Raw genomic sequence first — 25132 nt, 5'->3', positions numbered from 1 at the left:
CCAAGACGATGCGTCGAACCGCTCACGCCGATCGGCGCAGGTTCCAGAACAGCGGCAGGCCGGTGAGCACGCCCTCCAGGTCGCGTCGGTAGGCGGTGGGCTGGAAGTATTGGCAGCAGGGGATGTAGGCGCCGACCTCGAGCGCCCGGGCCTGGATCTTGGCCGCCAGCGCCTTCTGCCCGTCGAGGTCCGGGGCCGCGAACCAGGCGCTGCGCAGCTCCTCGAGCGGCGCGTCGGTGAGCCAGCTCGGGACGCCGGCGCGACCGTTGCCGCGGGCCGCGAGGTGATAGGCCGGCGAGATCATGTCGAGGCCGCCGGAGAAGATGCCGAACATCGACCAGCCGCCCTGGTCCAGGGGCTTCGCGTTGAGGATCCGCTGGTTCACCGTGCCCCAATCGGTGGCGACCACGTCAAGATTCATGCCGAGCTTGCGGCAGAGATCGGCCATCACCTCGCAGACCGCGTTGATCCGCGGCACGTCGGTGCCGGCGAGCAGCACGACCTTCTCGCCGTTGTAGCCGGCCGCCGCCAGGGCCTTCTTGGCGGCGGCGAGGTCGCGTTTGCCGGAGAGCACCTCCATCCCCGCGTCGGACGCCATCGGGCCGCCGGCGGTGAAGATGCCGACCGGGCCGCGCCGGATCGCGGGATCGCTGCCGGCCACCGCATCCATCATCTCGGTCTGGTCCACGGCCGACAGCAGCGCGCGGCAGATCTTCGGGTTGTCGAAGGGCGGCAAGGTGTGGTTGAGCCGGATCTGGCCGATCAGCCCGGTCGTCTCGACGAGCTCGACGCGCACGTCCCGCTGGCGCAGCAGGTCGGGCACGAGATCCACCAGGGGCTGCTCCCACCAGTCGATCTCGCCGGAGCGCAGGGCCCCCGCGGCGGTGGCGCCGTCGGGAATCGTGCGCCACTCGACCCGGTCGAAATGGGCGATCCGCGGCCCGGCGGTGAAGCTCGGCGTGCCGTCCTGGCGCGGCCGGTAATCCTCGAACTTACGGTAGACGTTGAGCGAGCCGGGCACGCGCTCGGCCGCGACGTAGCGATAGGGCCCGCTGCCGATCATCTCCGGCACGGCCTGGGTGGCGGGCGTCGCGCTCAGCCGCTCGGGCATGATTACCGGCAGATAGGAGGTCGGCTTCGCCAGGGCGTCCGGCAGCAGCGGGAACGGCCGCTTCAGGCGGAACTGCACCAGGGTGTCGGACGGCGCGGACAGCTCGTCGACCGTCGCGAACAGGGCGCCGCCGAAGGCATCGCGCTGGGACCAGCGCTTGAGGCTCGCGACCACGTCGCGGGCCAGCACCGGCGTGCCGTCATGGAAGCGCAAGCCGTCGCGCAGGGTGAGCCGCCACGTGAGCCCGTCCGGCGACACGTCGTGGCCCGCCACCATCTGGGGCTGGGCGCGGTAGGACGCGTCGAGGCTGTAGAGGGTGTCGAACACCATCAGCGCATGCGTGCGCGTGACGTAGTTGGTGGTGATGATCGGATCGAGGAGCGCCAGGTCGGCGTAGGGCACGAAGCGCAGCGTGGTGGCCGAGGCGGCCCGGACCAGGGCGGGGCGTGCCACCGCGCCGGCGATCAGGGCGCCGGCGCCTTGCAGCAGGGTGCGTCGCTTCATGCTGTCGTCCGCTCATATCCTGGGGTTGCCGACGCTGACGCGCGCGGCCCACCCCGGTTGCAAAGCCTACGCCAGCAACCGGCCAAGACATATTCGAGGGACGAAACAGGCCGCCCGGTCTGTTTCCGGACGCGCCCCAGCGTGACGGTTCGGCGCGCTTCAGCGCATCGCCACCGAGAAATCAGGCGGCGCGGGACCAGCGGATGTCGCCGAGGCTCTCGCGGAAGGCGAAGCGGGCGAGGTGGTCGGCGACCACGTTCTCGAGGCGGGTGAGGTTGACCGGGTCGGCGCTGTCGATGCGCATCACCAGGGCGTCGGGCTCCGCGTCGAAGGTGCAGACGCGGTCCTCGCCGAACGGCACCGTGCCGTGCTCGGGGGTCGCCTCGACCTTGAACTTGTGGCTCCAGTGCCGGCAGAGCTGCTGCAGGTAGCGGCTCGCCTCGGCGGTCTGCACACGGGCCTGGGAGGTAGGCATTCCGTCGGTCTCCAAAGAAATCAAAAGCTGTCTGTCGGTGGACGTCTGGTCATTGATCTCGCACATGCGAAATGAATGAACCCTGAGCAAGGACCATGCCTGGGCGGGCGCGGGCGTCCCCGGCGTCTGAATTGAGGGTCGGCCCGAAGCGTTAGCAGGCGCTTAATGCCCGGTCCGGCGGCGGCACACCGCGCCGTCGCGGCAACTCCTGCACCCGCCGCCGTGCCGAATTATGGCGCGCCGCACAAATTCTCTCCCGGGCCGCGACGCCGATCCTCGACCTGCGAACTCCGAGGATAAGTCGGGTCTCAGACGGACTAGCGGTTCGCGCAGTCAGGTTGCGCAATACGTTGCAGCCTCGGCCGCCGCGACGGCTGAACGGTGCTGTCATCGGCCCGGAGACGACGGCGCCGGCTGCCCGGCCGCGATGCGGTCGAGGATGACGTGGGGCACGGTCAGCGCCGAGAGCATCTGCAGGGTCAGGGTCAGCAGATTGGCCACATGATCGTGGGCACCCGGCGCATAAAGCGGCCAAAGCCCCGCACCGATCAAAAGGGTCAGCGCGAAGACCGGCAGCGAGGCGAGACATGCGCGCCGCATCGTATCGATGCCGGGTGCCTTGATCGGGTCGCGCACCAGCGCGCGCATGTGCCGTGGGCCGTGCAGGCCGACGAAATACAGCGTGAAGGCCGTCAGGGGCGGCAGCACCCAGAAGGCAGCGGCCAAAAGGATCAACTCGGTCAGGACAGCGCCGCGTGGACGGTGCGTGAGGAGCCAGAACGCCGTGAGGGCGAGCCAGAGCCACGCCGATGCAATCCACCAAGCCGGCAGCTGAGGCATCGACACACGGGCGACACAGGCGAAGATGTCGGCCGTCTCATCGGGCCGAAGCAGGGCCGGCAGGGCGATCGGAAGTCCCCCACGCACGATCGCCTCGAAGGGCCGGCCGGGGCCCGCATCCTCCTCGCCGAAATGCAGGACCGAGAGCGCCAGGAAACCCGCCAGGGTCGCCAGGGGTGCAACCTGCCAGGCCAAGAGCACCAGCGCCGAGAGCCCGAGATAGGGGACGGCGAAGATCCCGAACCACGCCCGACCGTAGCGCGGGCGCAGCAGGGGGGCCGCGATGGCGCCGTCGAGAGCCCCGTGGGGAACCCCGAGCAGGATGACGATCGTCAGCGCCACGAGCCAGGCGATGTCGCGGGGCAGGAGCGCCGAGGCCGTGAGCCCGAGGACGAGTAGCACGCCGGGGACGCGTCGGAGCACAGCCCCCGGCGCGTGGACGCGTCGGCGGCTCGCCCGGACAGCCTCCCGTTCGGAAAGGATGGACGACGTGGCCGCCATCCGCGTCAGGCCGCCCGGCGCAGCGGCGCCGCGGGGCGTCCCTCCGCGAGATCGCGATCGACGGCGCGGGTCGTCTCCATCGTGGCGAGGATGCCGTAGACGACCTTGGCCGTGAGATCGAGGATCGCGATCACCGCCAGGGCGAGGGTCGGCGACAGGAAGCCCAGGCCGTCCTGGCCGACCAGCAGGACCACGGGGTAGGCGCACCAGACAGCGGTGAGGAACACCGCGTTGCGCCGGAAGGCGGTGCGCACGTCGGCACGCTCGCTGGCATTCTCCTCACGCAGCTGCACGAAGATCCCGTAGAACACGGCTCCGAACGCGCCGCAGGAGATGGCGAACCAGGTCCACTTCACCGCGGCGACATCGGACAGGCCGAAAGCCAGGGCCGTCACGATCATGATCAGATCGGAGCCGATCAGCCCCCAGACGACGGCCGGGCGGCGCATCCCGGAATGCATCGCCGTACGCGCGAGCCCGACCAGAAGCAGCGGCGTCGTGAACGTCCAGTCGATGTAACGGGCGAAGTAGAATTGGCGTGCCGCCTCGGCCGCGTCGGGGCCGGCGGGGAGCACGATGCTGCCCTGGCCGGTCGCCATCGCGAAATAGGAGCAAGCCGCGATGATCGGCACGATTCCGTGAATGATCCCGTCGGCTTCCTCGGCTGGCGTCCGCCGCTTTGCCAGGAACAGGATGGCGGCGGCACCGGCCGCCATTCCCACAAAGCCCAACCAGAGCCAGAACTGAGGCGTCATCAAAATCTCGTTTGCACAGGGATGGACGTCACGCCGTGGGACGTGCGACCCCTGCCCAATCGGCTTTGATGAGGATCGTTGCGTAGGACCGCGGTCACAGTCGAGTGAGATGCCACGCCTAGCGGCGTGTCCGGCGCGGTTCGGAAACGCTCCTGCTCGGGTGCGGAAAAGGCGACAAGCCGGCGATTGCACGATCGCCGCGCAGGGCTCCGCGCGAGGATACTTTTTAGCTCGATCAGCCATTTGACCCCGCGCGGCGCCGGCCTGGTGACACAGGCACGTCGTCTGCCGTGAAGACGGACGAGCGGACGGTGTGGCAGGACGAAGGGTCGCGGAGGCATCCGTCGCTTTGGATGGCGGATGGTCGCGGGCCCATCAGCCGTTTGGGAATCTGCGCCGCCGGCGAGCCCGACATCGAGCGTTGCCAAGTCCGAGCCTATATCGCGCGGCTTCGGGCGATGGAGCTGTGTCCTGAATGGTCTCCGCCGCGATCTTCCGTCGGCGGGCAGGCGGAACGATCCTGTGTCCACCCGTTCGGATCGGAAGGTCCGACGCGCTTCGCCCCATGACGGCCGAGGTCGCTTTCCGGATCTAGGGTGACGCGGCCGAACTCGGTTTGCGCCCCACGGTCCTGACCACAGAGTCCGGCCGTCCGGCTCGGTCAGGCGGCTGAGCAGCTTAGCTCGGGATGACCTTGCCGGGATTCATCAGATCCGCAGGGTCGAGCGCCGCCTTCACCCGGCGCATCAGGTCGAGCCCGACCGGGTCGCCGTAATGCGCGAGCTCGTCGCGCTTGATCAGGCCGACGCCGTGCTCGGCCGCGATCGAGCCGCCGAGCCCGTGCACGATGTCGTGGACGATCCGGTTGAACCGGCCCCATTCCGCCAGGAACGCGGCGCGGTCCATCGCTTCCGGCTGCGTCAGGTTGAAGTGGATGTTGCCGTCGCCGAAATGGCCGAAGCCGCAGGGCCGCAGGCCCGGCATCGCCGCGATGCAGGCCGCGCCCGCCCGCTCCAGGAAGTCCGGCAGCTTCGAGAGCGGCACCGACACGTCGTGCTTGATCGAGGCGCCCTCGCGGGTCTGGGCCTCGGGCACACCCTCGCGCAGGCTCCAGAGCGCGGCGTTCTGGGCTCCGCTCGCCGCGATGGTCGCGTCGGCGATCAGGCCGGCTTCCAGCGCGTCGCCGAGGGCGGCTTCCAGCTCGGCGCGGGTATCGGCATCGGGCCGCGCCGACGAAACCTCGATCAGCGCGTAGGCGCCATGCTCCCCGGTGAGCGGCCGGACCGTGCCGGGGACGTGGCGCAGCACGATCTCCAGCGCGAAGGGCGGCAGGTACTCGAAGGCCGTGAGATCCCGGTCCATCCGGGTCCGCAGGGCCACGAACAGCTTGAGGGCGGCGCGCGCCGAATCCAGCCCCACGAAGGCGACGCTGGTGGAGCGCGGCCGCGGGAACAGCTTCAGCACCGCCGCGGTGACGATGCCCAGTGTCCCCTCGGAGCCGATGAACAGCTGCTTGAGGTCGTAGCCGGCATTGTCCTTCCGGAGCGCCCTCAGCCCGTTCCACACCCGGCCGTCGGCCAGTACGACTTCCAGCCCGAGGACGAGATCCCGGGCGTTGCCGTAGGCCAGCACCGCGATGCCGCCGGCATTGGTGGCGATGCCGCCGCCGATCCGGGCCGAGCCCCGCGACGCGTAGGAGAGCGGGAACAGCAGGCCGGCCCGCTCGGCCGCATCCTGCATCTCCGAGAGGATCATCCCGGCCTCGACCGTGATCGTGGAATCCACCGGATCGACCGCGCGCAGGCGGTTCATCCGCTCCAGGGACAGGACCACGCCGCCCTGCGGGATGCCGCCTCCGGTCAGCCCGGTATTGCCGCCGAGCGGCACCACAGCGATGCCGGCCTGCGTGCAGGCCCGGACCGCGAAGGCCACCTCCTCGGTGCTGCCCGGCCGCAGCACCGCCAGCGCCGATCCGGTGAACAGCTTGCGGCTCTCGACGAGATAGGGGGCGAGATCCTCGGATTCGGTCAGCACATGGCGCGCGCCGAGCCCGTCGCGCAACGCGCTGAGCAGCGTATCGTGGGTGGGGGCTGGCGGCGTCATCGGCGAAATTTTGTAGACCAGGCCGGGCCGGTTGCAAGCGTCGGGATGGCGCGGGCCCCTGCACGCCTTACAACGCTCCTGTGCCCCCGGGCGGCCACGCGCCCGGATCCCCCCACGCCCCAGAGCCCGAGGCCGCGATGCTGTCCGTCATCCAGAACCCGCCCCGCATCGCCCTGCCGATCGCCGGCAGCAGCGACCTGTTCCCGGTGCGCCGGGTCTACTGCGTCGGGCGCAACTACGCCGCCCATGCCCGCGAGATGGGCGCCGATCCCGATCGCGAGCCGCCGTTCTTCTTCATGAAGCCGGCCGACGCCCTGCAGATCGTCGGGCCCGAGCCGGCGCCGCACACCTACCCGCCGCAGACGCGGAACTACCATTTCGAGGTCGAGCTGGTGGCGGCTCTGGCGGGCGGCGGCAGCGACATCCCGGTGGCGGACGCCCTCGACCACGTCTACGGCTACGCGATCGGCCTCGACATGACCCGGCGCGACCTGCAGGACGAGGCCAAGAAGCTGTCGCGGCCCTGGGACCTCGGCAAGGCCGCCGACCATTCAGGCCCGATCGGCGCGCTTTTCCCCGCCTCGGCGATCGGCCATCCGGCCAGGGGGGCGATCACCCTCGCGGTGAACGGCGAAATCCGCCAGACGGGCGACCTCGCGGACATGATCTGGTCGGTGGCCGAGCAGGTGGCTTACCTGTCGCGCTACTTCACCCTGCAACCCGGCGACCTGATCTTCACCGGCACGCCGTCGGGTGTCGGCCCGGTCCAGCGCGGCGAGCGCATGGTCGCGGCGATCGCCGGCCTGGGTGAGATCACCCTCGACGTCGTCTGACGCGCCGAGGATGCTCCTCGACCGCCCGTTCCTGCGGCGCCTGTTCCACCTCGGGTCGCTCGCGTCCCGGGGGATGACCCTGGGCGTGCGCGGTGTCGCCCTCGACGGCCAGGGCCGCGTCGCCCTGGTCCGCCACACCTACATCAGCGGCTGGCACCTGCCCGGCGGCGGCGTCGAGCGCGGCGAGACCGCAATCGGCGCGATGGAGCGCGAGTTCCGCGAGGAGGCGGAGATCGTCCCGGAGGCGCCCCTGCGCCTGCACGGGCTCTACCGCAACGCCGCCGCCGCACCCCGGGACCACGTCGCGGTGTTCGTGCTGCCGGCCTTCGCGGTGCTGCGACCCAAGACGCCCGATCGCGAGATCGCCGCCTGCGCCTTCTTTCCCGCCAACGCCCTGCCGGAGGGCACCACCCGGGCGACCCGCGCCCGCCTGCGCGAGATCCGGGAGGGCCTCCCGCCGGACCCGATCTGGTGAATCGTCACGAACCTGAAAAAGGGCGCTTGCGTCGCCCGGCGGAATGGTGTTTAGAGAGCGCCGCCGGGGGCCGCCGGCACGGAAGTCCAGGCGGCCAGGCACTAGTGAGCGGGTGTAGCTCAGGGGTAGAGCACAACCTTGCCAAGGTTGGGGTCGAGGGTTCGAATCCCTTCGCCCGCTCCAGTTTTCCTTCCCAACCAGGATCTCGCAAAACGCCCGTACGGGCGTTTTTGCTTTTGAGGCTGCGTGCGTCGTCGTCGTGTGACTTGCGGAAACCTTCGGGCGGCCAGTTCTTCGGCGGACCGCTGGATCCGCCCGTGAGATGACGCAGACCGCCGAAGCGAAGCCGGATTCAGCGTCGCTTCGGCGAGGGGGACCGGCTCAGCCGCGCACGCCGTCCGCGAAATGCTCGCGGATCCAGCACTCCCCCGAGATTCGGGCGCCGTTCTGCGTCACGAACGCGTACGGTGAGTGCTCGACGACCGCGCCTCCGCCGGCCCGGATGATCCAGCGGAAGCACCGCGGATCGCTCGCGCAGGGAATGACTTCGACGCTGTGGGCGGGTATCAGATCACTCGACATGGTGGATTAACGTGTCACGCCGGAAATCCGCTTCAACCGACGTGGCGGCGCAGTTACTTAAGTGTGCAATCGCACGCTCGTAGGAGTTGCATCGACGGGCCGGTTCTTGCGGAGATCCGTTTGCCGTGACCGCCCGATGAGTGGACGGCGCGGCAAGGGCCGCCCGCAAAGTCCCGCGTCCCCGCACGGATCTGCGCGGCCGCGCACCGGCTTGGTGACCATTCCAAACCCGCCCGCGACAGAGGACCCGGCATGCCGATCAAGGCGCTCAACGACCGCAAGAAGCTGTCGAGCGATTTCAACGAGGCCAACGACGCATTCATCGACGAGGTGCTGAAAGCCCTCCAGTCCGGGCAGATTCCGATGGATCTCGCCCGCGCCTACCTCGCGCATCCGGTCGCGATGATGCACACGGATGGCGCCCAGGCGGTCGCCAACTACTTCGACCGGATGCTGGCGCAGCGGCCGAACATCGACTGGACGCCGGGCGACTGAACGGCTCGGGCCTCAAAGAGGGATAGCGGATGACCGTCGACGAGGTCGAAGACCTGAAACGCGCACGCGGTGCCCTGGCGCGGCAGAGGAACGCCATCGCCAAGCGCCTGGGCGGGATCGACGTCGCGCCGATCTCCATGGCCGAGGACCTGACCCGGACCTTGCTGGCGATCGAGGCCGTGGACCGCGCCCTCGTCGATGCCGGGCAGCCGCACGTCGATATCGGCGCCTCGCACGACGCGTAGCCGAATCGCGCCGGGCGCCGGTCGGAACCTTGCGCGCCGCACCGGGCCGGGCATACAGGCGGGACGGTGCGAGGAGACCAGACGATGACCGACCGCCTGCCCGGCTTCAACACCCTTGCGATCCATGCCGGCGCCGCGCCCGACGCAGCCACCGGCGCGCGGGCGACGCCGATCTATCAGACCACGAGCTTCGTGTTCGACGATGTCGACCACGCCGCCTCGCTGTTCGGGCTCCAGGCCTTCGGCAACATCTACACCCGCATCACCAACCCGACCAACGCCGTGCTGGAGGAGCGCATCGCGGCGCTGGAGGGCGGCACCGCGGCGCTCGCCGTGGCCTCGGGCCATGCCGCCGAGTTCCTGACCATGCACGCGCTGATGCAGCCGGGGGACGAGTTCGTCGCCTCGAACAAGCTGTATGGCGGCTCGATCAACCAGTTCAACCACTCGTACAAGAACTTCGGCTGGTCGGTGGCCTGGGCCGACAACGACGACCCGGCCTCGTTCGAGGCGGCGATCACGCCGCGGACCAAGGCGATCTTCTGCGAGTCCATCGCCAATCCGGGCGGGGTCATCACCGATATCGCGGCGCTGTCGCAGGTCGCCAAGAAGCACAACATCCCGCTCGTCGTCGACAACACCATGGCGACGCCATACCTGATCCGGCCGTTCGAGCACGGGGCCGACATCGTCGTGCACTCGGCCACCAAGTTCCTGGGCGGGCACGGCAATTCCATCGGCGGCCTGATCGTCGACGGCGGCTCGTTCCAGTGGGCTGGCGATGCCCGCTACCCGATGATGAGCCGGCCCCGGCCGGAATATTCCGGCATGGTGCTCGCCGAGACCTTCGGCAATTTCGGCTTCGCCATCGCGTGCCGGGTGCTCGGCCTGCGCGATCTCGGGCCGGCCCTGTCGCCGTTCAACGCCTTCCTGATCCTCAACGGGATCGAGACGCTGCCGCTGCGGATGCAGCGCCATTCCGACAACGCCCTGGTGGTGGCCAAGCATCTGGCGCAGCACGAGGCGGTCGACTGGGTGAGCTATCCGGGCCTGGAGACCGACCGCTACCACGCACTCGCCAAGCGCTACACGCCGAACGGTGCCGGCGCGGTCTTCACCTTCGGGTTGAAGGGCGGCTACGAGGCCGGGGTCAAGCTGGTGTCGAACCTCCAGCTCTTCTCGCACCTGGCCAATATCGGCGACACCCGTTCTCTGGTGATCCACCCGGCCTCGACCACGCACCGCCAGCTCACCGACGCACAGAAAACCGCCGCCGGCGCGGGCCCCGAGGTGGTGCGGCTGTCGATCGGCCTCGAGGATCCGGCCGACCTGATCGAGGATCTGGACGGCGCGCTGAGCGCCTGAGGCGCCGATCCGATCAAATCGCATCATCCTGGAGTTCGCCCGCGGAGCGGGCGTCTCAGGATGATGGGTCGGGGAGGGACCGCAGGTCGGGGCTAGAACGCTTCGTCCGCCAGCGCCATGGTGGTCTCCGCCCCGGCCTTGATCCGCGCGAGGCGCAGGCCGGTCTCCGGCAGCATCCGCTCCATGAAGAAACGGCCGGTGGTGAGCTTGGACTCCCAGCGGGGCGAGGCCGACTCGGCGTTGCGGACCTGGGCCGCCTTGGCGATCCGCGCCCACATGTAGCCGAGGGCGACCAAGCCGAAGAGGTGCATGAAGTCCGTGGCGCCGGCGCCGGCATTGTCGGGCTTCGAGAAGGCGTTCTGCATCAGCCACATCACGGCGCCCTGGAGATCGTTCAACCCGGCCTGGAGCGGCTGGGTGAACGGCGCCATCGCGGGATCCTCGCCGTGGTCCTTGAGGAAGGTCTGGACCTCGCCCAGGAAGGTCATCATCGCCCGGCCGCCGTCCTTGGGCAGCTTGCGCCCGATCAGGTCCATGGCCTGGATGCCGTTGGCGCCCTCGTAGATCATGGCGATCCGGGCATCGCGCACGAACTGCGACATGCCCCATTCCTCGATATAGCCGTGGCCGCCGAACAGCTGCTGGGCATCCACCGCGTTGGCGAAGCCGCGGTCGGTGAGCACGCCCTTCACCACCGGGGTGAGCAGGCCGAGATGATCGTCGGCGGTCTGGCGCTCCTTGGCGTCCTCGGACCGGTGCAGGATGTCGGCCTGCAGGGCGGTCCAGAGCATCAGGGCGCGGGCGGACTCGTTGAAGGCCCGGATCTGCATCAGCGTGCGCCGGACATCCGGGTGGACCAGGATCGGGTCGGCGGCCTTGTCGGGCGCCTTGGCGCCGGTCAGCGCCCGGCCCTGGAGCCGCTCCTTCGCGTAGGCGACGGCGTTCTGGTAGGCGACCTCGGACTGGCCCAGCCCCTGGACGCCGACCGCGAGCCGCGCCTCGTTCATCATCACGAACATGGCGTTGAGGCCGCGATTCTCCTGGCCGACCAGCCAGCCCGTGGCGCCGTCGTAATTCATCACGCAGGTGGCGTTGCCGTGGATGCCCATCTTGTGCTCGAGGGAGCCGCAGGACACACCGTTGCGGGCGCCGAGCGAGCCGTCCGGGTTCACCAGGAATTTCGGCACCACGAACAGGGAGATGCCCTTCGTGCCGGCCGGGGCGCCCTCGATCCGGGCGATGACCAGGTGGACGATGTTCTCGGCGAGGTCGTGCTCACCGGCCGAGATGAAGATCTTGGTGCCGGTGAGGCTGTAGGAGCCGTCGCCGTTCGGCACCGCCCTGGTTTTCAGGAGCCCGAGATCCGTGCCGCAATGCGGCTCGGTGAGGTTCATCGTGCCGGTCCAGGCGCCCTCGACCATCTTGGGCAGGTAGAGCGCCTTCTGCTCCTCGGTGCCGTGGACGAGGAGCGCGGCCATCGCGCCCTGGGTCAGGCCCGGATACATGCCGAGCGCGAGGTTCGCCCCCGACGCGAATTCCTGCATCGCCGTGTTGATGGTGTGCGGCAGGCCCTGGCCGCCGAACGCTTCCGGGACCGCGAGACCCATCCAGCCGCCCTGCGCGTAGGCGTCGTAGGCCGCCTTGAAGCCGGTGGGCGTCCGGACGCTGCCATCGGGCTCGCGGCGGCAGCCTTCGAGATCGCCCGCCCGGTTCACCGGGGCGAGGACTTCTTCGGCGAGCTTCGCGCCCTCACGCAGGACCGCCTCGACCACGTCCGGGGAGGCGTCGGCGAAGCCGGCGAGGTTGTCCCGGTTATGAAAGCCCAGGACATCGTTGAGCAGGAACAGCGTGTCGTCGACCGGAGCACGGTAGTGCGGCATGACGGGATTCCCCCTCGCTCAGGCTGATGCCACCTTCGGCCCGCCCGTTTGCGAGCATCTAAGCGCGCCGTCGCGCCGGGAGCAACGGTTCTGCCGTCGCGGCCGCGGGATGTGTCACGCCTCCGCGCGCCGGCGCTGAAGATTACTGGGTCAACCGCACCTTAACCGTGTGTTTACCAAGAAAGTTAAAGGTCCCCTCGAACGATCCGGCACCCGCGTTCCGTGGATACCGTCTCTCGGTCCCGTCCCGCGAACAGGATCAACGCCGAACGCTGCCGACGACAGGCCATCGATGACCCGCAACGCCATGCCGCAGCTCGACAGTTTCGACCCGGAGGTGCTGGACGCCGCCCGGGACGTGGCGGCGCGAGCCGGCGTTCCGCTCGAGACCTGGATCGCCTCGGTGGTGCCGCAGCAGCAGGGCCTCCAGGGTAACCGCCGGCAGCGCCGCCGGCAGAGGGCCGAGCAGGCCGCCCGCCTGGATTCCCGGCACGAGATCGACCAGCACGAGGCTGCCGCGGATCAGGACGCCCGGTTCGAGCGGCACGCCGAGACCCATCCGGACCCGGCACCGGATGCCTACGGCCAGGGCTTCGCCGCCCTGATGAGCCGCATCGACGGCCTCAACCGGACGCTCGACGAGGAGCGGCGCCTGGCCCAGGAGGCGGAGGCCCGGCGTCTGGCCGAGATCGAGGCCCGGATCGAGCGCGCCCTGAAGGCGAATCCGGTCCAGCAGGTGACCGAGCGGCTCGGCGATATCGAGCGGCGGATGTCGCAGCTCGGCGAGCAATTCGCCTCCGCGCGTCCCTCCGCCCGACGCGGACGCCCGGACGCGGTCGAGATCCGCAACGCCGTCCAGGATATCCGCCAGCGCCAGCGCGAGCTGTCGGAAGGCGTCGGCGCCCGCGCGCTCTCGGGCGGCCCGGCCGATGGCGGCGTGGTCGCGAGCATGCGCATGGACCTCGCCCGCCGCCTGGAGGCGCGGGTCGAGGAGATGGCCGCCCCGTCGGCCGCGGTCTCCGAGCTGCAGCGCGAGACCGTCCGCCTGCGCGAGGCGATCAACCAACTGGCGACCAGCCGGGATGTCGGCGCCCTGGAGCAGGCGGTCACCACGCTGGCCCACGGCATCGAGCGGGCTCAGGTGGGCACCGATCTCGCTGCCATCGCGGCTCCGGTCGAGCAGGTCCGGGCGCAGGTCGAGCGCCTGGCCGAGGAGGTCGCCGAGAACGTCCACACCCGGGTCGCCGACGACGTCCGCCGCCTGGCCGAGCGTCTCGACAGCGTCGCCGCGTCCGGCCCGGCCGGGTCGGACGGCCATACCCTGGCCGGCCTGTTCGCCGAGCTCGAGGAGATCCGCCGCCTCATCGGGGCCCTGGCGGGTCCGGAGCGCATCCAGGGCCTGGCGAACAGCCTGCAGGCCGTGAGCGCCCAGATCGCGCAGCTGCAGCGCACCGGGACCGATGCCAGCCTGCGCCCGCTTCTGGAGGAGATCCGCAGCGACGTGCGAACCGGCGCGCCGAGCGCCATCGCCGAGCAGATCCAGACGCTCGCCGACAAGGTCGATGGTTTGTACACGCGCGACCAGAGGTTCGATCGCGCCGGGGAGCCGGATTCGGCCCAGTCGAATGACATGGCCTCGATCCACGCCATGCTGCGCAGCCTCGCCGACAAGGTCGACCAGGTCGGCAGCCGCTCGGAGCACGAGGGCCTCGATGCGCTGGAGAAGCAGGTCGTCTCCCTGGCGGGGCGGCTCGATGCGCCCCGCGGCGGCGATCCGGCCCTGGCCGGGCTCGAACGGACCATGGACGACCTCCTGCAGCAGGTCGCGGCCCTGCGCGAATCGGCGCCGAGCGAGGCTGTCGTGGAGCGCGCCGCGCGCAATGCCGTCGCCCAGACCCTGAAGGGATCCACCCTCCCGAGCGCCGATCTCGGGGAGATCGGGCTCCTGCGGGCGAGCCTCGCCGACATGCAGGCGCGCCAGATCGCGTCGGACCAGCGTCTCGGCGCCACCCTGGAGGGCGTGCAATCCGCCCTCGAGCGCCTGGTCAACCGGCTGGGCCCCGCCGAAGCCGCGAACCCGCGCATGCCGTCTCTCGACGAGCGGCTGATGGCCTCGACGAGCCCGGAGATCGCCCGGGGCGCCGCGCCCGAGGCGTCGCGCCTGACCGACGATCTGCTGGAGCCGGGCAGCGGACGTCCGGGCCGTGAGCCACGCGTGTCGCGCGAGACCGCGGTGCGCCGTCCGAACCGCGAGGCGTCCCGCCCGCGCCCGCTTCCTGAGGCCGGCGAGACCGATATCAAGACCAGCTTCATCGCGGCGGCCCGCCGCGCCGCCCAGGCCGCCCAGGCGGAGCTCGCCGCGGAAGCCCCGGCCGATCGCCGGGACCTGCGCGCCGGCAAGGGCGAGGCGGAAGCGGCCACGACGGGCGAGAGCCGGTTCGATCGCCTGCGCGCCGAGATCAACCGCCGCCGCCGGCCGCTGCTGCTCGGGCTCGCGGCGATCGTGCTGGCGCTCGGTGCGCTCCAGGCGATCAGCCTGCGCGCACCCGAGGAAGCGCCCCGCCCGGTCCAGACCTCGCAAGTCGCCCCGGCGCGCATCGAGCCGGCCCGTGAGCCGCGCCAGGAGGCGGTCGCCGAGGCTGCGGCGCCGAAGCCGGCCATCGCCGATCCGGTGACCACGCAGGCCCTGCCGACTCCGCCTCCCGCCGAGGCGCGTCCGGCCAATGCCAAGGCAGCCGTGCCCCAGGTCTCGGGCATGAACACGATGCAGGCGGATCTCGGCGCCCTGCCGCCCGCCCTCGCCAAGGTGAAGCAAGCCGCTCTGGACGGCGACGGGACGGCGATCTGGGATCTGGCGACCCGCGAGGCGGATGGCCGCGGCATGCCGCGCGACCTCGCTGTGGCGGCAAAGCTCTTCGAGAAGCTGGCGGTCGCCGGCTACGCGCCCGCCCAGTACAAGCTCGCCGGCCATTACGAGAAGGGCTCGGGAGTCGTCCGCGACCTCGACAAGGCCAAGCTTTGGTACGGGCGCGCGGCCGAGCAGGGCCATGCCCGCTCGATGCATAACCTGGCGGTGCTCTACGCCGAGAACCCCGCCGCCAACGGCAAGCCCGATTTCGCCTCCGCGGCCTCGTGGTTCCGGCAGGGCGCCGAGTTCGGCGTCCGCGACAGCCAGTACAATCTGGCGGTGCTCTACGCCCGCGGCCTCGGCCTGACGCAGGATCTGGTCCAGTCCTACGCGTGGTTCTCCGCCGCTGCGGCGCAGGGTGACGACGACGCCGCCAAGAAGCGCGACGACGTGGCCAACAAGCTGAGCCCCGCCGACCTCGCCAGCGCGAAGAGCCTGGCGGCAACCTTCAAGCCGCGCAAGATCGACGCGGCGGTGAACGAGCCGCCCGCTCCGAAGGACGGCGTCACGGCGCCGATGTCGCTGCTGGGTGCGCCGACGCCGAACCCGACGGCCTTCACCGCGCCGTCGCGCAAGTCCTAGCGTCGCGCGTTCACGAAACCCGAAGCATCGTCCCGAAGATCCGTCCGCGGCCTCCCGGGACGATGCTCTCTTTTGCCGCCCTGGTCGCAGCTTGACCGCTCAGCCCCGATGCGGGAACGCTTGACCCGGGCGGCACCCGCCTGCGTTGAAGAAGGCGTAGCCGTTGCTCGTGTGGCGGCTCGGAGAATGGATGGCGCACCGGAACTCGGTCCCGATCAGCGCGCTCGTGCTGGGCGTGGCCGGCCTGATCCCGTTCCTGGGCTTCGCGGCGCTGGCTGTCTCGGGCACCGATGGCGGCTTGAGCAGCATCGGCCTCTCGCCACGGACGATCCTGTCGGCGTACGGGGCGGTGATCGCGTCGTTTCTGGGCGGCATTCGCTGGGGCGCGGCGGCGGCCCGCAATTCCGGCAACGGCGATTACGTGATCGCGATCGTCCCGTCCCTGGTCGCCTGGGCCGCCATGGCCGCGCCCGCGCCTTGGGATCTGCGCGTCCTGGGCGCCCTGGTTCTGGCCTGGGGCCTGATCGATCAGGACCTGCCCCGCCGCGGCCTCGTGCCCCTCTGGCTCGGCCGGTTGCGGCTCGTTCTCTCGGGCGTGGCCGGCGCCGCCCTGCTGGTCTCGGCCTGAGCTTTCGCGCGACGTCCCGGTGACGTCGATCCTCGGCTCAGCCGTTAGCCGACTTCGGTCGCGCGCGCCTGCTCACGAATCGGCCGCCATCTCCCGCAGCAGCTTCAGCACCGCGCCGCGGCGGGTCGGTGACTTGATGGCCCGGAACAGGGACGCCGCCTCTTCGCATTGCGCCGCGCTCGGCCCGTTCGGATCGACCGTGACCGAGTCGACGCGGAAGAAGTAGGACGGCGGCACGTCCAGCGTCTCGGCGATGCGCTCGAGCAGGTAGCGCGTGGTTGGGGGCGTTTCATCGTCGATCATTGGTTCGGTGCTCGCACCCGACCGTGTCACATATCGCGGCCGAAAAGATTTCCGCCACGGGGGGAGATTTCGCCGACAACCTATCGCCGAAGCGCCGCAGATGCCATCCTCAGGTTGTGGTGATCTGCGATTTGTCGCGCAACGTGCAAAACCCCGGGTCGAGCATGCCGCATTCGAGACATTTAGACCGGACGTTCAACATCTTGCGTGATCTTGACCGCGCCGCGACGCCGGACGAAATCGCCGGCCTGCTGGTCGGCGCCTTCAAGCGCCACGGGATTTCCTACGTCATGGCCGGCATCGTGCCGGAGCCGAACCTGCCGACGCGCCGCCATGCGGGCTACGTCCTCGCCAGCACGATGCCCGAGGAATGGGCCCGGCGCTACGTGACCCGCGGCTACGCCCTGCACGACCCGACCGTTCGCCGGCTCTGCACCACCGCCGCCCCGTTCGATTGGAGTACCGTGCAGCCCGACACCCCGGTGGCCGGTCGCGTGATGAACGAGGCCGGCGAATTCGGCATCCGGGCCGGGCTCACGATCCCGTTCGTGACGCTCGATGGCGAGCCGGGCGGCATCAGCTTCTCCGGAGCGGCAATCGAGATCGAGGCAGCCGACCGCATCGCGGTCAATCTGGTGGCGACCTACGCGGTCGGGCAGCTGCTGCTGATGAACGCACGTCCGGTGCCGGGTGAGCCGGTACGGCTGTCGCCCCGGGAACGCGAGACCCTGCAATGGGCCGCCGAGGGCAAGACCGACGCCGAGATCGGCGTGGTGATGGGCATCACCGCGTCCGGCGTCGATTATCACCTGCGCTCGGCCCGCGCGAAGCTCGACACGGTGAACAAGGCGCACACCGTCGCGCAGGCCCTGCGGGCCGGCCTCATAACGTAGAGTTCGCGCCGCTCCGCCGGCCCAACCGCGATCCGCGATCGGAATTCACGGTTGCATTGAGCCTGCGCGCTACACGCAACCCTACGGTTTCACGTAGTACACACGCGACCACGAAGGCGGGACACTCACGGCATAGAGACGTGAGGTTGTTTCATGATCCATGTGGTCACCCCAGCCAACGCGCATCGCTACGGCGACGCGATGGAGCAGGCTTGGCGCCTGCGGCACCAGATCTTCGTCGAGGAAAAGGGCTGGACCGATCTCGCCCGGCCGGACGGGCGGGAGATCGACCAGTTCGACACGCCGCACGCGGTGCATTTCCTCGCCATGGAGGGCGACACTGTCATCGGCTACAGCCGCCTCCTGCCGACGACGCGGCCGCATCTCCTGTCGGATGTCTATCCGCAGCTCTGCGAAGGCGAGCGCCCCGTGGGGCCGCATCTCTGGGAATGGACCCGCCAAGGCGTCGCCCGCTCGCATCGCGCCCGCGGTCGGGTGGTCAACCCGGTCTCGATCGCGCTGCTCACCGGCATCGTCGAGTGGGGCAGGGAGCACGGCCTCACGGCGCTGCTGTTGCAGATGCCGACCCTGTACATGATCCACGTCATCCAGCTGCATTTCCGCGCCCAGCCGCTCGGCTTGCCGATCCAGATCGGCGGCGAGGAGATCATGGCGGCCACCGCCGCCTTCGATGACCGCACCCTGGCGCGGCTGCGCACGGTCCACGGCGATAGCCGGTCCGTCCTCGTATCCGAGCCGGCTTACCTGGCCGCGTGATGAGAAACCCCGACATGAACGATGCCCCGCTGGACGCCCTCGCGGCGCAGTGCCTCTCGGTGCGCGACCTCATCGATTCGGTCGGCGATCCGCTGATGCGGGCGGCGATCGACCTGCTGCTGATCGAGGTCGGCAAGGCGCTCGCCGAGAATTGCGCGCCGGATCACCGGGCCGAAGCCTGATCGGGCGCCGCACTCAGCGCGGTCTCGGTCGGTGGGGCCGCGCTGATCGATCCTGGGCCGATGCCGATCGCCCTGGTCGGCGTCGGAGGCATCTTCCGACAGGTGCCGCTCACGCCGCTCCGGGGCGCCGTTATCGCCGTCTGGCTCGTTGGTCCGGGGCGCGGTCCGAGCTGGCCTCTCGGCCTTCAGTCCGGTCCTCGCCGTCCTCGTAGGCCGCAGCGTCGCCCGGGGAATGGATCGACATGAAAACGGCGGGCGCCCCGAGGCGCCCGCCGCACAAACACGACCGGGGTAGGGGCGTTCAGACGCCCATCGCGGTCTTCAGGTTCTGATCGACCTTGTCGAGGAAGCCCGTGGTCGAGAGCCACTTCTGGTCGGGACCGACCAGGAGCGCGAGGTCCTTGGTCATGTGCCCGGCCTCGACGGTGTCGACGCAGACCTTCTCGAGCGTCGCCGAGAACTTCGCCAGTTCCTCATTGTTGTCGAGCTTGGCCCGGTGCGACAGGCCGCGGGTCCAGGCGAAGATCGAGGCGATCGAGTTGGTCGAGGTCTCGCGGCCCTTCTGGTGCTCGCGGTAATGGCGCGTGACGGTGCCGTGGGCGGCCTCGGCCTCGACGGTCTGGCCGTCCGGGGTCATCAGCACCGAGGTCATCAGGCCGAGCGAGCCGAAGCCCTGCGCGGCGGTGTCCGACTGCACGTCGCCGTCGTAGTTCTTGCAGGCCCAGACGTAGCCGCCCGACCATTTCAGGCAGGAGGCCACCATGTCGTCGATCAGGCGGTGCTCGTAGGTGATCCCGAGCGGCTTGAACTTGGCCTCGAACTCCTCCTCGTAGACCTTCTGGAACAGGTCCTTGAACCGGCCGTCATAGGCCTTGAGGATGGTGTTCTTGGTCGAGAGGTAGACCGGGTATTTGCGGGCCAGGCCGTAGTTCAGCGAGGCCCGGGCGAAGTCGATGATCGACTGGTCGAGGTTGTACATCGACATCGCGACGCCGGCGTCCGGGAACTTGAACACCTCCTTCTCGATGACGGTGCCGTCGTCGCCCTCGAACTTGATGGTCAGGCGCCCCTTGCCGGGCACCTTGAAGTCGGTGGCGCGGTACTGGTCGCCGTAGGCGTGGCGGCCGATCACGAAGGGCTGGGTCCAGCCGGGCACGAGGCGCGGCACGTTCTTGCAGATGATCGGCTCGCGGAAGATCACGCCGCCCAGGATGTTGCGGATCGTGCCGTTCGGCGACCGCCACATCTCCTTGAGGTTGAACTCCTTCACCCGCTGCTCGTCAGGCGTGATGGTCGCGCACTTCACCCCGACGCCGTGGCGCTTGATCGCCTCGGCGGCATCGACCGTCACCTTGTCGTTGGTGGCGTCGCGGTGCTCCACGCCGAGGTCGTAATATTCGAGGTCGACGTCGAGATAGGGGTGGATGAGCTTGTTCTTGATCTCGGCCCAGATGATCCGGGTCATCTCGTCGCCGTCGAGTTCAACGACGGGGTTCGCTACCTTGATCTTCGCCATGGACCGATGCCTTCTCGCGTTGTCCCCGCGCACGGTTTGCAAGTGCCGTGCGGCCGCCTGCCCGAATATCCATCGGGTACGTATCGCTCGGGCGACATAGCGCGGCCCTTTCGGCAGCGGAAGCCGCGGGCTGTCATCCGGGCGGCTTCGTCACCCGACCCTCGACGGGCGGTCGCCCCCTGTGCCAGAGGGCCGGCATGACGACCCCAGACGCATCCGGCGAGACGCCGACGAAGATCATCGAGCTGCCGCCCGGACTCGCCCCGGTGGTGATCCTGGTCGAGCCGCAACTGGCCGAGAATATCGGCATGACCGCCCGGGCCATGGCGAATTTCGGCCTGTCGGAGCTGCGTCTCGTCAACCCCAAGAACGGCTGGCCCAAGAAGGGGGTGCGCGAGGCGGCCTCGGGCGCCACCCATGTGCTCGATCGGGCGACGATCCATGGCAGCGTCGCCGAGGCGATCGGCGACCTCCAGTACGTTCTGGCGACCACGGCGCGCGAGCGCGGTCAGATGAAGCGGGTCTTCGCCCCCGAGGCCGCCATGGGCGAGCTGGTCGCCCGGGAGGGGCAGCGCACCGCGGTGATGTTCGGCCGCGAGCGGGTCGGGCTCACCAATGACGAAGTCTCGCTCGCCGACGCGATCATCACCTTCCCGGTCTCGCCGGACTTTCCGTCGCTGAACCTCGCACAGGCAGTGCTGCTGGTGGGCTATGCCTGGCGCCAGGCCAGTGGGCGGGCGGTGCTGCCGTTCTCGGGGGAGCTGCTGTCGCCGCCGGCCACCCGGGAGGCCCTGGTGGCCCTGTTCGGCAGCCTGGAGACGGCCCTCGACGAGGCCCGGTTCTACCCGCCGGAGAAGCGCGACATCATCGCCCGCAACATGCGCGACATGCTCCACCGCATGAGCCTGACCGAGCAGGATGTCCGCACCTTCCGCGGCGCGCTGCGGGCCCTGACGCGAAAGGGGTCCTGATCAGTCGGCAGCCTGCATGTCGGGCGGCGTGCCGCCGCCGAAGCAGCGGCCGACGGCCTCCCAGAACGCCGCCTGCTCCTCGGGCGTGCATTGCGCCACCCGTGCCTCGACCAGGGCCCTTCCCGCGACCGCATCCGCCGTCGCGGCGATGTCGGCCTCGCTCGGGTGTCTCGCCTCGTTCATCGGAGCCTCCGTATCGGGAGGAAAGATGGAGCGTGACGGCACGGTTCCGTTGCGCGTGGCAATCAGGCATGGAGGCGCCAAGCGTTGGCGAGAGGGCGGGGTATCGGGTGCGGCTCAGCGTGGACAATCTCGCCTGCCGCCGCTCCGGGCGCCGCATCTTCTCCGGCTTGACCTTCGCCCTCGGGCCGGGGGATGCCCTGGCGGTGACCGGGCGGAACGGCGCTGGGAAATCGAGCCTGCTCGCGATCCTGTCGGGCCGGCTGCGGCCCGATGCCGGACGTATCGACGTGGCCGAGGTCGGCGAGGCGAGCCTGCCGGAATGCCTCCACGTCGTCGGCCATCGCGACGGGCTCAAAAGCGCGCTCACCGCCGGCGAGAACCTGCTGTTCGCGCAGAAGCTCCTCGGCGCCGCGCGCCTGCCGCCCCGGGACGCGCTGGAGCGGCTCGGCCTCGGACACGCCCACGACCTCCCGGTCGGCTACCTGTCGGCCGGCCAGAGGCGGCGGGTGGCTTTGGCGCGGCTGCTGGTCTGCCACCGCCCCCTCTGGCTCCTCGACGAGCCGACCGCCGCCCTCGACACCGCCTCGCAGGCTTTGCTGGCCGACCTGATGGCCGCGCATCGGGCCGACGGCGGTCTCGTGATCGCGGCGACCCACCAGGCGCTCGGCCTCGACGGTGCGGCGGAGCTGCGCATCGAGGCCTCCGTCGCCCTGGAGCCCGAGCCCATGGAGGATTGGGCGTGACCCGTGCGATCCTCGCCCTCATCGCCCGCGACCTGCGCCTGGCCGGACGGGTCGGCGGCTCCGGCGCCCTGTCGCTGGTGTTCTTCCTGATGATCGTCGCCCTGGTGCCGTTCGCGCTGGGGCCCGACCTCAACCTGCTGTCGCGGATCGGCCCGGCGATCCTGTGGCTCGCCGCGGTGCTCTCGACCCTGATCGGCCTCGACCGCCTGTTCCAGGCCGACGAGGAAGACGGCTCCCTCGACCTGATGAGTGCCGCCCCGGTGCCGCTCGAGGGCGTCGTGCTGGCCAAGGTCACGGCGCATTGGCTGACCACCGGGTTGCCCCTGGCGCTCGCCTCACCGCTCTTCGGCCTGCTCGTCGCCCTCGACGGCACCGCCATGGGCGCCACGGCACTGACCCTGCTCGCCGGAACCCCGGCGCTCAGCTTCATCGGCGCAGTCGGGGCGGCGCTCACCGCCTCGATTCGCCGGGGCGGGCTGATTCTCGCCGTCCTGGTCCTGCCGCTGATGATTCCGAGCCTGATCTTCGGCGTCTCGGCCGCCCAGGCGGCGACGGGCGGAACGGTGCCGTTCCTCGTGCCGCTGGCGGTGTTAGCGGCGCTGACCCTGATTGCCGCCGTGGTCGGGACGTTGGCTGCGGCGGCGGCTTTGCGCTGGCCGGAGTGATCGTTTGCTGTCGTGCACTGTATGCTGCGATCTTCAACCCGTCAGACGATACCTCACGCCCCGAGTTCAAGTGGGAATGGTGTCGAAAGCCAATAAGACTCAAGCTTCGTGCCGATGACGTTGGAAGCCTCCCAGCCGTGCAGCAACCGCGCCAATGCCGCACGATCGTCAGCCATTAGCGGTTCGGTTAATAAGCACCACTGATCGTACTGGCGTTGGCTCCGAGCGTCCTGGAGGACCGTCCCGGTCACGTATTGATGCATCACGGGCCGCCACGTCACCTGTGCGGCCGAAATCTCGCCGAGGGCGACATGCATGAGCGTCTTCCAGGGTGGATAATCTGCGAAGGGGTTCTGCGGGTGTGGTCGCAGGAACGCGATCGTCTTCTCCAAAGTGTCGAGGGTATCGAACAGAGGTATGATCTCGGCCTCAACCTGATCGACGAAATCGCCAGGCATGGTCGGGTCATCCCACTCGAAGAGACCGGTCTGCCCCTTGGGCCGGTAGCGCAGCGACCGGCCAAGCAGGCCGAACGTTCTGCCCAAGGCGATGTAGGCAGAGTCCGAAGGCTCGAACAGGGTGTCGACATGCCATTCGACGGTGAAGTAACCTCGCTTTGGTCGATTATTGATGTAAATATACCGAGTGCAGTGTGTAACTGGGCAGAAACATACGATGTTTCCGGCGACCATCACCAGATTGTTATGCCGGGCGAACAAAGGGCCGGCTAATCTTTTGATCTGCGGAGCCGAGCTCATAATTCCGGTCTCACTTGAATCATGATGATTCGTCGAAGGCCAGGATATGATTTTGCCGCGGCTGCAACGAGCTGCGCAGCGCGGGCCATCGAAATCTCCCCGTTGCCGGTTTTGTAGTCGTAGATGCACACGGTCTGCGAGGCTCTGACATTTTCCAGCAGGTCGAGCCTGACGTTTCCAGGGCGTCGTGCATTCGGCTTATGTCCAGAAGGGTCAAGTAGGAGTTAGGCTTTGAAATCCTGATCCGCTTGTAAATTCACCCGTCTCGCGATTTCGATATGGACTTTGTTGCCGAAATCCGTCGCGTTCCGATAGTTTCCCGACGCCCTGACCGTTTTCGCGACTTCATTGGTCATGGCTCGAACTTCGCCGTTGCGTGGGCAAGCACCGTCGAGAGCTTGCTGACCGATTGGTCCGACCCAGATCGCCATGTTCGCCTGAGAACTCGCGTCGAGCGCATATTCGTGCGCAGTTAGCCCCAGCACTGCTCCGAAGCCGTTCTTGCGCGCTGACAGAACCGTCAGCAGCGATAGGGCGAGTTCGAGCGTTCGCGCTGACTGAATCGCCGCAAGAGCGCCTTCGATCGCCAACGGCACAGCTGGCAGGAAAGCCGGCTGCACGAGGGGTTCCGAGACGAAGTCCGTCGCCGTGAAGGTACTCCGCGACAGCCCATCGCCGGTTTGACCGTCTAGGATTGTTTGCGTAGCGCCGGATGTCTCGAAGATCCGGCTCTCGCCGTCCGGCGCTGTAACGGTGTGTTGTTCATCGAAGGATTTTCGCCCAGCATGCACTCGGATCGAGAGGACGCGCGTCCCATCCTCGAGCGTCGTGCTGTCCGTAAGTGCGGGCGGATCCTGTGGGGACGGTCCGCCGGGTCGATCCTCGTGGAGCGAGGCCCACTGGCCACCGCCGGGACCCTGCACCCACTCGCTGCCGTTTGGCTGTCCTGCTGGGGCGCGTGGCTGCGTCTCCCAACCTTTGGCTTGGAACTGCCGCTGCAGGCGGATCAGCTTGGTCTCCAGTACGAGACCGGCGAGAACGTTGCGCAGGACGATAGACTCGCTGTGCGCTTGAGACTTTTCACGCATCGTGGCCAAGCCCTGCCAGACCGCCCATTCCGTGGCCGCCTGAACAAAACAAGAACATAGGAAAAATGTCAAGATCGAAGAATTTGGGCTCGCGCCGATAGCTGCGGGCTGTTCCGCGTTGACGCGCCGCATCGCGCTAACTATAGAGGCCGCTTCGCCGAGGGGCCGCGCTTTCGCGCGCGCTGCGTCTCGGCCATCGCCTGACAACCTGATGCGACGACCGATTTCCGGCTGAGCCGGCCCGTCGGCATCGCCCGACGAAGAGAACGAGGACTCCATGGCCAACACCGCTTCGGCCAAGAAAATGACCCGCAAGATCGCCAAGCGTACGGCGATCAACCGCTCGCGCCGCTCCCGCATGCGCACCTTCGTCCGCAAGGTCGAGGAGGCGATCGCCACCGGCAACCAGCAGGACGCGCTGGCCGCCCTGCGCGCCGCGGAGCCCGAGATGATGCGCGCTGCCCAGCACGGCATCGTCCATAAGAACAACGCCTCGCGGAAGGTCTCGCGCCTGGCCGCCCGGGTGAAGGCGCTGGCCGCCTAAGCCGCCACCGCATCACTGGACGACAGGAAGCCCGGCCTTCGCGCCGGGCTTTTTCGTGCGCGCTTTCCAGAGGCCCGTTTCCGACCCGGACGCGCCGGCCTCGCGAAGCGTTAACCCTAGACCAGAATTTCGCGCGTTGCAGAGTCTAGGGGCGGCGTGTAGCTTAACAGAAACTAACTGGGTTCAAGCAAAAACTGCCGATATCGGGACGAGAGCGAATCAATCCG

Annotated in this window: 25 protein-coding genes and 1 tRNA gene; 15 read left to right on the top strand and 11 right to left on the bottom strand. The window is 69.0% G+C overall.

Annotation, left to right across the window (positions count from 1 at the left end; all coding sequences use genetic code 11):
- Window positions 1-22: 22 nt before the first annotated feature.
- The 5 genes from BMZ47_RS07190 to BMZ47_RS07170 all read right to left on the bottom strand — a co-directional run bounded on the left by BMZ47_RS07190 (window position 23) and on the right by BMZ47_RS07170 (window position 6289).
- On the bottom strand, window positions 23-1615 hold the full coding sequence (locus BMZ47_RS07190; protein WP_091860152.1) for an ABC transporter substrate-binding protein: 1593 nt from the start codon (window positions 1613-1615) through the stop codon (window positions 23-25).
- 181 nt (window positions 1616-1796) lie between these two features.
- A complete protein-coding gene (locus tag BMZ47_RS07185; protein WP_039902563.1) occupies window positions 1797-2090 on the bottom strand; it encodes a DUF2218 domain-containing protein in 294 nt (97 codons plus the stop codon).
- A gap of 387 nt (window positions 2091-2477) precedes the next feature.
- A complete protein-coding gene (locus tag BMZ47_RS07180) occupies window positions 2478-3332 on the bottom strand; it encodes a Brp/Blh family beta-carotene 15,15'-dioxygenase (protein WP_091860146.1) in 855 nt (284 codons plus the stop codon).
- 104 nt (window positions 3333-3436) lie between these two features.
- On the bottom strand, window positions 3437-4186 hold the full coding sequence (locus BMZ47_RS07175) for a bacteriorhodopsin (RefSeq protein WP_091860142.1): 750 nt from the start codon (window positions 4184-4186) through the stop codon (window positions 3437-3439).
- A gap of 678 nt (window positions 4187-4864) precedes the next feature.
- Complete coding sequence (locus BMZ47_RS07170) at window positions 4865-6289, bottom strand: FAD-binding oxidoreductase (RefSeq protein ID WP_091860139.1); 1425 nt, start codon at window positions 6287-6289, stop codon at window positions 4865-4867.
- Window positions 6290-6426: 137 nt separating this feature from the next.
- Here BMZ47_RS07170 and BMZ47_RS07165 point away from each other — a divergent pair, with 137 nt between their 5' ends.
- The 6 genes from BMZ47_RS07165 (at window position 6427) to BMZ47_RS07135 (ending at window position 10284) form a co-directional block, all read left to right on the top strand.
- The gene (locus tag BMZ47_RS07165) at window positions 6427-7122 is read left to right on the top strand and encodes a fumarylacetoacetate hydrolase family protein (protein ID WP_091860136.1); all 696 of its coding nucleotides are present in this window, start codon (window positions 6427-6429) and stop codon (window positions 7120-7122) included.
- A gap of 10 nt (window positions 7123-7132) precedes the next feature.
- Window positions 7133-7597, top strand: a complete 465-nt coding sequence (locus BMZ47_RS07160) for an NUDIX domain-containing protein (RefSeq protein ID WP_091860132.1) — start codon at window positions 7133-7135, stop codon at window positions 7595-7597.
- Window positions 7598-7705: 108 nt separating this feature from the next.
- A tRNA-Gly gene (locus BMZ47_RS07155) sits at window positions 7706-7780 on the top strand.
- Between the two features lie 651 nt (window positions 7781-8431).
- On the top strand, window positions 8432-8674 hold the full coding sequence (locus BMZ47_RS07145) for a hypothetical protein (protein ID WP_050732968.1): 243 nt from the start codon (window positions 8432-8434) through the stop codon (window positions 8672-8674).
- 29 nt (window positions 8675-8703) lie between these two features.
- Complete coding sequence (locus BMZ47_RS07140; RefSeq protein ID WP_007561630.1) at window positions 8704-8919, top strand: hypothetical protein; 216 nt, start codon at window positions 8704-8706, stop codon at window positions 8917-8919.
- Between the two features lie 84 nt (window positions 8920-9003).
- A complete protein-coding gene (locus BMZ47_RS07135; RefSeq protein ID WP_091860129.1) occupies window positions 9004-10284 on the top strand; it encodes an O-acetylhomoserine aminocarboxypropyltransferase in 1281 nt (426 codons plus the stop codon).
- 92 nt (window positions 10285-10376) lie between these two features.
- On the opposite strand, the gene BMZ47_RS07130 is transcribed toward BMZ47_RS07135, so the two are convergent.
- Window positions 10377-12164, bottom strand: coding sequence for an acyl-CoA dehydrogenase C-terminal domain-containing protein (locus BMZ47_RS07130; protein ID WP_091860123.1), 1788 nt, complete (start codon window positions 12162-12164; stop codon window positions 10377-10379).
- 292 nt (window positions 12165-12456) lie between these two features.
- On the opposite strand from BMZ47_RS07130, the gene BMZ47_RS07125 reads away from it, so the two are divergent.
- Both BMZ47_RS07125 and BMZ47_RS07120 read left to right on the top strand, forming a co-directional pair.
- On the top strand, window positions 12457-15654 hold the full coding sequence (locus tag BMZ47_RS07125; protein ID WP_091860119.1) for a tetratricopeptide repeat protein: 3198 nt from the start codon (window positions 12457-12459) through the stop codon (window positions 15652-15654).
- A gap of 190 nt (window positions 15655-15844) precedes the next feature.
- Window positions 15845-16282, top strand: a complete 438-nt coding sequence (locus BMZ47_RS07120; RefSeq protein ID WP_007561642.1) for a DUF3429 domain-containing protein — start codon at window positions 15845-15847, stop codon at window positions 16280-16282.
- Between the two features lie 72 nt (window positions 16283-16354).
- Here the strand turns inward: BMZ47_RS07120 and BMZ47_RS07115 are convergent, their stop codons facing one another.
- Window positions 16355-16585, bottom strand: coding sequence for a hypothetical protein (locus BMZ47_RS07115; protein WP_007561650.1), 231 nt, complete (start codon window positions 16583-16585; stop codon window positions 16355-16357).
- 203 nt (window positions 16586-16788) lie between these two features.
- On the opposite strand from BMZ47_RS07115, the gene BMZ47_RS07110 reads away from it, so the two are divergent.
- The 3 genes from BMZ47_RS07110 (at window position 16789) to BMZ47_RS28445 (ending at window position 18437) form a co-directional block, all read left to right on the top strand.
- On the top strand, window positions 16789-17478 hold the full coding sequence (locus tag BMZ47_RS07110) for an autoinducer binding domain-containing protein (protein WP_244536751.1): 690 nt from the start codon (window positions 16789-16791) through the stop codon (window positions 17476-17478).
- Between the two features lie 153 nt (window positions 17479-17631).
- Entirely contained in the window at window positions 17632-18255 is a 624-nt protein-coding gene (locus BMZ47_RS07105) for an acyl-homoserine-lactone synthase (RefSeq protein ID WP_007561654.1), read from the top strand.
- 14 nt (window positions 18256-18269) lie between these two features.
- Complete coding sequence (locus tag BMZ47_RS28445) at window positions 18270-18437, top strand: hypothetical protein (RefSeq protein ID WP_163006204.1); 168 nt, start codon at window positions 18270-18272, stop codon at window positions 18435-18437.
- A 301-nt stretch (window positions 18438-18738) separates the two neighbouring features.
- On the opposite strand, the gene BMZ47_RS07095 is transcribed toward BMZ47_RS28445, so the two are convergent.
- Window positions 18739-19953 (bottom strand): NADP-dependent isocitrate dehydrogenase, encoded by a 1215-nt coding sequence (locus BMZ47_RS07095; RefSeq protein ID WP_007561658.1) that lies wholly within the window; start codon window positions 19951-19953, stop codon window positions 18739-18741.
- 197 nt (window positions 19954-20150) lie between these two features.
- On the opposite strand from BMZ47_RS07095, the gene BMZ47_RS07090 reads away from it, so the two are divergent.
- On the top strand, window positions 20151-20924 hold the full coding sequence (locus BMZ47_RS07090; protein ID WP_091860111.1) for an RNA methyltransferase: 774 nt from the start codon (window positions 20151-20153) through the stop codon (window positions 20922-20924).
- Here the strand turns inward: BMZ47_RS07090 and BMZ47_RS07085 are convergent, their stop codons facing one another.
- Window positions 20925-21107 carry a hypothetical protein gene (locus tag BMZ47_RS07085; protein WP_091860108.1) on the bottom strand — a complete coding sequence of 61 codons (183 nt, stop codon included), beginning with the start codon at window positions 21105-21107 and terminating at the stop codon, window positions 20925-20927.
- Window positions 21108-21214: 107 nt separating this feature from the next.
- On the opposite strand from BMZ47_RS07085, the gene ccmA reads away from it, so the two are divergent.
- Together ccmA and ccmB are read left to right on the top strand one after the other, a co-directional pair.
- Entirely contained in the window at window positions 21215-21850 is a 636-nt protein-coding gene (gene ccmA, locus BMZ47_RS07080; RefSeq protein ID WP_091860105.1) for a heme ABC exporter ATP-binding protein CcmA, read from the top strand.
- Window positions 21847-22515, top strand: coding sequence for a heme exporter protein CcmB (gene ccmB, locus BMZ47_RS07075; protein ID WP_091860102.1), 669 nt, complete (start codon window positions 21847-21849; stop codon window positions 22513-22515). The genes ccmA and ccmB overlap by 4 nt, the downstream gene beginning before the upstream one ends.
- A gap of 53 nt (window positions 22516-22568) precedes the next feature.
- Here ccmB and BMZ47_RS07070 read toward each other — a convergent pair whose 3' ends face one another.
- Complete coding sequence (locus tag BMZ47_RS07070) at window positions 22569-23273, bottom strand: hypothetical protein (RefSeq protein ID WP_139220953.1); 705 nt, start codon at window positions 23271-23273, stop codon at window positions 22569-22571.
- A gap of 224 nt (window positions 23274-23497) precedes the next feature.
- Window positions 23498-24640 carry a hypothetical protein gene (locus tag BMZ47_RS27880; RefSeq protein WP_139220952.1) on the bottom strand — a complete coding sequence of 381 codons (1143 nt, stop codon included), beginning with the start codon at window positions 24638-24640 and terminating at the stop codon, window positions 23498-23500.
- On the opposite strand from BMZ47_RS27880, the gene rpsT reads away from it, so the two are divergent.
- A complete protein-coding gene (gene rpsT, locus BMZ47_RS07065; RefSeq protein WP_007561677.1) occupies window positions 24639-24905 on the top strand; it encodes a 30S ribosomal protein S20 in 267 nt (88 codons plus the stop codon). The genes BMZ47_RS27880 and rpsT overlap by 2 nt on opposite strands.
- Window positions 24906-25132: the final 227 nt, after the last annotated feature.

It is taken from the genome of Methylobacterium brachiatum, from assembly GCF_900113845.1.
Lineage (GTDB): Bacteria > Pseudomonadota > Alphaproteobacteria > Rhizobiales > Beijerinckiaceae > Methylobacterium > Methylobacterium brachiatum.
The sequence above is the reverse complement of the archived record's forward strand: the minus strand, read 5'-3'. Positions and strand labels throughout refer to the sequence as shown.